Here is an 8,292-nt window from a genome sequence, read left to right as displayed (position 1 = left end):
CCTTTCTTTTGCCTACGTTTCTTTGGCGAAGCAAAGAAAAGTAGGTCGCCTGCCGGGGCGAGACCCGGCCTCGGGAAAAAAGACGATTCCAGGCCTATCAAGCCAACACCCACATCACGGTAGCGAGCGGCGGCACGCTGACCGAAATCGAATCCGCTTTCCCATGCCAGGCGGTGGGAGCGCTCTCGACAATCCCGTTTCCCACGCCGCTGCCGCCATACACCGAACCATCGGTGTTGATGATTTCGCGATAAGCCCCCGCGACAGGAACGCCAAGCCGATACGCATGCCGAGGCAACGGCGTGAAGTTGTAAGCCACCACCACAAACGTCCCATCCCGAGCCCGCCGAACAAACGCAAACACCGACTGCGCCACATCGTCATGCACCAGCCACTCGAACCCAGAACCCTCATGGTCCAACTCATGCAAAGCAGGAAAGTGCCGATACACGTTGTTCAGATCGCGCACCAACCTTCGCACCCCTTGATGCCCCGCATGCTCGAGCAAGTGCCAGTCCAGCCCGCGATCCGCATTCCACTCCGCGTACTGCGCAAACTCCCCCCCCATGAACAGCAGCTTCTTCCCCGGATAAGCCCAGAGGTACCCATACAGGTTGCGCAACCCCGCGAACTTCTGCCATTCATCGCCGGGCATGCGCCCGATCATCGACCCCTTGCCATGCACCACTTCGTCATGCGACAGCGGCAACACGAAGTTCTCGCTGTGCGCGTACATCAGCCCGAAGGTGATCTGCTGGTGATGGTGCTTGCGATAGACCGGATCGGTCCCCGCATACGCCAGCGTGTCGTTCATCCACCCCATGTTCCACTTGTAGTGAAACCCCAGCCCGCCGTCTTCCGGCGGCCGCGTCACACCGGGAAAGCTCGTCGACTCTTCCGCAATGGTCACAGCCCCCGGACGCTCCACGCCCACCACGCGGTTCATGCGGCGCAGGAAGTCGATGGCCTCCAGGTTCTCGCGCCCGCCCTGCGCATTCGGCACCCACTCGCCGGCCTTGCGGCTGTAGTCGCGGTACAGCATCGACGCCACCGCATCCACGCGCAGGCCGTCCACGCCGTAGCGCTCCAGCCAGTACAGCGCATTGCCCACGAGGTAGTTGCGCACCTCCGTGCGTGCGTAGTTGAAGATCAGCGTCTGCCAGTCGTTGTGGAAACCCTCGCGCGGGTCGGCGTACTCGTACAGCGCGGTGCCGTCGAAGTTGCCCAAACCGTGCGCGTCGGTCGGAAAGTGCGCGGGCACCCAGTCGAGGATCACGCCCAGCCCCGCGGCATGCGCGGCTTCGACGAAATGGCGGAAGTCGCCGGGCGTGCCGAAGCGCGAGGTCGGCGCATACAGGCCGATGGGCTGGTAGCCCCACGAGCCGTCGAAGGGGTGCTCGGTGATGGGCAGCAGCTCGATGTGCGTGAAGCCCATGTCGCGCACATAGGGCACGAGGGTGTCGGCCAGCTCGCGGTAGTCCAGCCATTCCTGGCCGTGGTGCTTGCGACGCCACGAACCCAGGTGCACTTCATAGATGCTGATCGGCGCCTGGTGCGCGTTGGCCTCGGCGCGCCCGGCGGGCATCGGCACGGGCGCGGGCAGCGGCGCCACGACGCAGGCGGTGCCGGGGCGCAGCTGCGACGAGAACGCGAAGGGGTCGGCCTTGCGCAGCACCTCGCCGCGTGACGACAGGATCTCGAATTCGTAGCGGTCGCCGGTCGCCACGTGCGGCGCGAAGATCTCCCACACGCCGCACTCGCGGCGCAGCCGCATCATGTGGCGCCGGCCGTCCCAGTTGTTGAAGTCGCCGACCACCGACACGCGCCGCGCATTCGGCGCCCAGACGGCAAAGGCCACGCCCTTCACGCCGTCGATCTCGCGCAGGTGCGCGCCCAGCCGCTCCCACGGCCGCAGGTGCGTGCCCTCGGCCAGCAGCCACACGTCGGTCTCGCCGAGCACGAACGGAAAGCGGTAGGGGTCTTCGAGCCGCGAGGCGTGCCCGGTCTCCCAGTCGACCTGGAACGAGTAGCCCATGCGCGCCTCGGCCGCGGGCACGAGGCCGCTGAACAGGTCGGAGCCCTCGTGCCGCGCAAGGATCGACAGCGGCCAGCCGGTGCGCGAATGCACCACGGCCACCTGCCGCGCGCCGGGCATCAGCGCGCGCACCTCGAGGCCGTCGGCGGTCTCGTGAGGGCCGAGCACGGCGAACGGGTCGCCGTGCTCTGCGCGCATCAGCGCGTGGATGTCGGCAGCTTGGAGGAAAGGCGAAGGGGGCATGGGGTTCAGCGTCCTCCTGCGGGGGCCGGCGTGCCGAAGCACACGCCATAAGGCGCCAATGTCAGCAGGGGCTTTGGATCGGCGGTGACTGCGGCGGTCGGCGCGAGCGGGTGGTCGGCCAGCGGCACCAGAGGCGCGGGCAAGGGAAGCGAGACAGGTTCGATGCCTGTATTGAAGATCGCATGCAGCACCGCCTCCCCGTCGCTGCGCACGATGTGCAGCAGCGGCGCGGGCGCATCGACGAACGCCAGCGCGCCCGTGCGCAGCAGCGGCTGGGTGCGGCGCCAGTGCAGCAGCGCGCGGCTGAAGGCGAGCATCGAGCCGGGGTCGGCCTCCTGCTGGTCGACGGCCAGCGGCAGGTGCGCGCCGTCCACCGGCAGCCAGGGCGTGCCGGTGCTGAAGCCGGCGTTGGGCGCCTGGGCGGTCCAGGGCATCGGGGTGCGGCAGCCGTCGCGGCCCTTGAACTCGGGCCAGAAGGCGCGGCCGTAGGGGTCTTGCAGCAGTTCGAAGGGCACGTCGGCCTCGGGCAGGCCGAGCTCTTCGCCCTGGTAGAGGCTGGCGCTGCCGCGCAGTGCGAGCAGCAGCGCGAGCCAGAGCCGGTCGCGGCGGGTGTCGGGCGCCTGGCCGTCGCGCCAGCGCGTGGCGACGCGCGGCACGTCGTGGTTCGACACCGCCCAGCAGCCCCAGCCGTTCGTCACGGCCAGTGCGGTGTCGAGCGACTCGACCTGGTGGCGCAGGTGCTTCGGGCTGTGGTCGGCGGTGAGCAGGCTGAAGCTGTAAGCCAGGTGCAGGCGCTTGCCAAGTTCGGTGTACTGCGCCATGACCGGCGGCGCGTTCTCGTCGCCGACCTCGCCCAGCGCGACCGCGCCGTAGCCGTCGAGCAGTTGGCGCAGGCGCTCCAGGAACACGAGGTTCTCGGGCTGGCTCTTGTCGTACAGGTGGACCTGCATCGCATACGGGTTGTCGGCGCGCACGGTGCTGACCTCGTCCATCGATTCGACCGTGGCGGGCGGGTTGTCGCGCAGCAGCGCGTCGTGGAACTGGTGGTTGCAGGCGTCGAAGCGGAAGCCGTCCACACCGCGCTCGCACCAGAAGCGCACCTCGCCGAGCAGGGCGTCCTGCACGTCGGGGCAATGGAAGTTGAGGTCGGGCTGCTCGGCGAGAAAGCTGTGCAGGTAGTACTGCCGCCGGCGCGAGTCCCACTGCCAGGCCGAGCCGCCGAAGACCGAGAGCCAGTTGGTGGGTGGCGTGCCGTCGGGCTGGGGGTCGGCCCACACGTACCAGTCGGCCTTGGGGTTGTCGCGCGAGCTGCGGCTTTCGGCGAACCAGGCGTGCTGGTCGGAGGTGTGCGAGAGCACCTGGTCGATGATGAGTTTCAGGCCCAGCGCATGCATGCGTGCGCGCATGGCGTCGAAGTCGGCCAGCGTGCCGAACAGCGGGTCGACGGCGCGGTAGTCGGCCACGTCGTAGCCGAAGTCTTTCATGGGGGAGCGGAAGAAGGGCGAGACCCAGACCGCATCGACGCCCAGGCGGGCGACGTGGTCGAGCTTCGACGTGATGCCGGGCAGGTCGCCGACGCCGTCGCCGTTGCTGTCCATGAAGCTGCGCGGGTAGATCTGGTAGATCACCGCGCCCCGCCACCATTCGCCGTTGCTGCCGCTCATGCCTGCCCCTGTGGTCGAAATTCATTGTGGCATGCGAAATCCGGGCCAGCGGTACGCTGTTGCAGGCGGGCGCCGCGCGGAAGTGGGTAAATTCAGCAGGGCGGGGCGCTGCCGCCCCGACCCTCGACCGATGACCACCGACGACACCGCCTTCTCCCCCTCCGCACCACCCATCGGCCTCGCCGCGCTCGAACGCCGGCTCGCCCAGGACCTCGACTACCTCGGCTGGCCCGCCCGCGCCTGGGTGCCGCCGCGCCAGGTCGACGGCGAACCCGTGCTCGACGTGGCCATCATCGGTGGCGGCCAGGCCGGGCTGGCCGCGGCGGGCGCGCTGGCGCAGCAGGGCATCCGCGCCGTGGTCTTCGACCGCGCGCCGGCCGGGCGCGAAGGCCCCTGGGCCACCACGGCGCGCATGGAAACCCTGCGCTCGCCCAAGGAACTCACGGGCCCGGCGCTGGGGCTGCCTTCGCTGACCTTCCGCGCCTGGTTCGAGGCCCAGTTCGGCACCGAGGCCTGGGCCGCGATGGACAAGATCCCGCGCTTGCAATGGATGGACTACCTGGTCTGGTACCGGCGCGTGATGGGCGTGGACGTGCGCAACGACACCGCTGTTACTGCCTTGCAACCGCTGCCCGACGCCAGCGCCGTGCGCCTGGACCTGCGCACGCCCGACGGCGAACGCCGCGTGCTGGCGCGCCGCGTCGTGCTGGCCACCGGCCGCGACGGCCTCGGCGGCCCGGCCGTGCCGGCGTTCGTGGACGGCCTGCCGCGCGCCAAGTGGGCGCATTCCTCCGACGAGATGGACTACGGCCGCCTGAAGGGCCTGCGCGTGGGCGTGGTCGGCGCGGGCTCCTCGGCCATGGACAGCGCCGCCACCGCGCTCGAGGCCGGCGCGCACAGCGTCGAGCTGCTGATCCGCCGGCCCGACCTGCCGCGCGTCAACAAGGGCAAGGGCGCCGGCGTGCCGGGGCTCACGCAGGGGCATTACGACCTGCCCGACGCGCTGAAATGGCGCATCCGCCACTACATCAACGTGCTGAACGTGCCGCCGCCGCACGGCAGCACGCTGCGGGTGTCGCGGCACGCCAATGCCTTCTTCAACTTCGGCTGCCCCATCCTGGCCGTGGCGCCGCAGGGCGAGGCGCTGCGTGTCACCACGCCCAAGGGCGACTTCGCGTTCGACTTTTTAATTGTGTCGACCGGTTTCCAGGTCGACTGGGCCGCCCGCCCCGAATTCGCGGGCATTGCCGCGCACATTCGTACCTGGAAAGACCGTTTCACGCCCGCGCCCAGCGACGAAGACCGCGAACTGGCCGATTCGCCCGACCTCGGGCCGGCCTTCGAATTCCAGGAGAACGTGCCCGGCGCCTGCCCGGGGCTGGACCGCATCCACTGCTTCTGCTACCCGGCGGCGCTGTCGCACGGCACGGTGTCGGGCGACATTCCGGCCATCAGCGACGGCGCGCGGCGCCTGGCGGCGGGGCTCGCCAGCCTGTTCTACCGGGAAGACGCGGCCCACCACTGGGCGAATCTGGAGGCCTACAGTGAGCCGGAACTGTTCGGCGACGAGTGGACGCCCGCCCCGCCGCCGCAGGAAAGGGCCTGATTCCGGCATGGAGCCCGGGGGACGATCACGCACGGCGCGATAATCCGCCTTCCCGGCCGCCGTCGAGCCGGGCCCTGCCGAGATGTCATGAACCCCAGCTACAAACCCAGCGACGTCGAGTCCGCTGCCCAGGCGCAATGGCGCGCCGCCGATGTCTACCGTGTCACCGAGGACGCGAGCCGCAAGAAGTACTACGCCTGCTCGATGCTGCCATACCCCAGCGGCAAGCTGCACATGGGCCACGTGCGCAACTACACGATCAACGACATGCTCACGCGCTACCTGCGCATGAGCGGCTACAACGTGCTGATGCCCATGGGCTGGGACGCCTTCGGCCTGCCGGCCGAGAACGCGGCGCTGAAGAACGGCGTGCCGCCGGCCAAGTGGACCTACGAGAACATCGCCTACATGAAGGGCCAGCTCCAGGCCATGGGCCTGGCGATCGACTGGAGCCGTGAGATCGCCACCTGCGATCCGAGCTACTACAAGTGGAACCAGTGGCTGTTCCTGAAGATGCTCGAAAAGGGCATTGCCTACCGCAAGACCCAGGTCGTCAACTGGGACCCGGTCGACCAGACCGTGCTGGCCAACGAACAGGTGATCGACGGCAAGGGCTGGCGCACCGGCGCCACGGTCGAGCGTCGCGAAATTCCCGGCTACTACCTGAAGATCAGCGACTACGCCGAAGAACTGCTCGAGCACACCCAGCACAAACTGCCGGGCTGGCCCGAGCGCGTCAAGCTGATGCAGGAAAACTGGATCGGCAAGAGCGAAGGCCTGCGTTTCGCGTTCACGCATGACATCCGGGACGCGAGCGGCAAGCTGATCCAGGACGGCCGCATGTACGTGTTCACCACGCGGGCCGACACCATCATGGGCGTCACCTTCTGCGCCGTCGCGCCCGAGCACCCGCTCGCCGCGCACGCTGCCACGCTCGATCCGAAGGTCGCGGCCTTCATCAAAGAGTGCAAGGGCGGCGGCACGACCGAGGCCGAGCTCGCCACGCAAGAGAAGAAGGGCGTGCCCACGGGCCTGACCGTCAAGCACCCGATCACCGACGAGCAGGTGCCGGTGTGGGTGGGCAACTACGTGCTCATCGGCTACGGCGACGGCGCCGTGATGGGCGTGCCCGCGCACGACGAGCGCGACTTCGCCTTCGCCAACAAGTACGGCATCGAGATCATCCAGGTCGTGCTGGTCGACGACGAGCCGCACTTCGACTATCACAAGTGGCAGGACTGGTACGGCGACAAGCAGCGCGGCGTGACCATCAACTCCGACAACTTCAGCGGCATGACCTACAAGGAGGCCGTGGCCGCCGTGGCGCATGCGCTGGGCCAGAAGGACCTGGGCGAGCTGCAGACCACCTGGCGCCTGCGCGACTGGGGCGTGAGCCGCCAGCGCTACTGGGGCACGCCGATCCCGATCATCCATTGCGAAGAACACGGCGCGGTGCCGGTCCCCGAAAAGGACCTGCCCGTGGTGTTGCCCACCGACTGCGTGCCTGACGGCTCGGGCAACCCGCTGGCCAAGCACGAAGGCTTCCACGCCGGCGTGGTGTGCCCCGTGTGCGGCAAGGCTGCGCGGCGCGAGACCGACACGATGGACACCTTCGTCGACTCGTCGTGGTACTTCATGCGCTATTGCGACCCGACCAACGACAAGGCCATGGTCGCCGAGGGCGCGGACTACTGGATGCCGATGGACCAGTACATCGGCGGCATCGAGCACGCGATCCTGCATTTGCTGTACGCGCGCTTCTGGACCAAGGTCATGCGCGACCTGGGCCTCGTGAAGGCCGACGAGCCCTTCGCCAAGCTGCTCACGCAGGGCATGGTGCTCAACCACATCTTCTACAAGCGCAACGAGAAGGGCGGCAAGGACTACTTCCCGCCGCTCGAAGTCACGGCGGTGCTCGACGCGCAGGGCCGCATCACCGGCGGCACGCTGGCCGACGGCACCAAGGTCGAGTACGGCGGCGTGGGCAAGATGGGCAAGAGCGAACGCAACGGCGTCGACCCGCAGGACCTGATCGAGAAGTACGGCGCCGACACCGCCCGCCTGTACACCATGTTCACCGCGCCGCCCGAAGCCACGCTCGAGTGGAACGACGCGGCCGTCGAGGGCAGCTACCGCTTCCTGCGCCGCGTGTGGAACTACGGCGTGGCCCAGGTCGACGTGGCGCCCGTGGCGCTCGCCGGCCAGAGCTTCGGCAAGCCCGCCCAGGCCCTGCGCCGCGAGGTGCACACCGTGCTGCGCCAGATCGACTACGACTACCAGCGCATGCAATACAACACGGTGGTGTCGGGCACGATGAAGCTGCTCAACGCGCTCGAAGGCTTCAAGCCCGACGGCAGCGCGGGCGACGCGGCGGCCGCGCGCGAGGGCTTCGGCATCCTGCTGCGCTGCCTCTACCCGGCCACGCCGCACATCGCGCACCAGCTGTGGCAGCAGCTCGGCTATGACAAGGCCTCGGGCGACCTGCTCGACGCGCCCTGGCCCGTGGTCGACGTGGCCGCGCTGGCGCAGGACGAGGTCGAGCTCATGCTGCAGGTCAACGGCAAGCTGCGCGGCAAGCTGCTGGTGCCGGCCGGTGCCTCGAAGGACGAGATCGAGCGGCTGGCGCTCGCCTGCGACGACTTCGTCAACTTCGCCGAAGGCGCGCCGCCCAAGCGCGTGATCGTGGTGCCCGGGCGCCTGGTCAACGTGGTCATCTGAACCCGACACTGCAGAACGACGGAAAC

General features: G+C 68.6%; 4 protein-coding genes. 2 read left to right on the top strand and 2 right to left on the bottom strand.

What is annotated here, in order from left to right:
- Nucleotides 1–97: 97 nt before the first annotated feature.
- Entirely contained in the window at nt 98–2,278 is a 2,181-nt protein-coding gene (gene glgB, locus AC3WQM_RS29375) for a 1,4-alpha-glucan branching protein GlgB (protein ID WP_492683486.1), read from the bottom strand.
- Nucleotides 2,279–2,283: 5 nt separating this feature from the next.
- Entirely contained in the window at nt 2,284–3,942 is a 1,659-nt protein-coding gene (locus AC3WQM_RS29370) for an alpha-amylase family glycosyl hydrolase (protein ID WP_492683485.1), read from the bottom strand.
- Between the two features lie 130 nt (nt 3,943–4,072).
- On the opposite strand from AC3WQM_RS29370, the gene AC3WQM_RS29365 reads away from it, so the two are divergent.
- Together AC3WQM_RS29365 and leuS are read left to right on the top strand one after the other, a co-directional pair.
- On the top strand, nt 4,073–5,548 hold the full coding sequence (locus AC3WQM_RS29365) for an FAD-dependent oxidoreductase (protein ID WP_492683484.1): 1,476 nt from the start codon (nt 4,073–4,075) through the stop codon (nt 5,546–5,548).
- A gap of 87 nt (nt 5,549–5,635) precedes the next feature.
- Entirely contained in the window at nt 5,636–8,266 is a 2,631-nt protein-coding gene (gene leuS / locus AC3WQM_RS29360) for a leucine--tRNA ligase (protein WP_492683483.1), read from the top strand.
- The last annotated feature ends 26 nt before the right edge of the window (nt 8,267–8,292 follow it).

It is taken from the genome of Variovorax sp. FW301-JW7 (assembly GCF_058788795.1).
This window is presented reverse-complemented; position numbering and strand designations above follow the sequence as displayed.

Bases quoted from the DNA above. Each gene is read 5' to 3' on its own strand.
- glgB (WP_492683486.1), bottom strand. From the start codon at position 2,278: ATGCCCCCTTCGCCTTTCCTCCAAGCTGCCGACATCCACGCGCTGATG.
- AC3WQM_RS29370 (WP_492683485.1), bottom strand. From the start codon at position 3,942: ATGAGCGGCAGCAACGGCGAATGGTGGCGGGGCGCGGTGATCTACCAG.
- AC3WQM_RS29365 (WP_492683484.1), top strand. From the start codon at position 4,073: ATGACCACCGACGACACCGCCTTCTCCCCCTCCGCACCACCCATCGGC.
- leuS (WP_492683483.1), top strand. From the start codon at position 5,636: ATGAACCCCAGCTACAAACCCAGCGACGTCGAGTCCGCTGCCCAGGCG.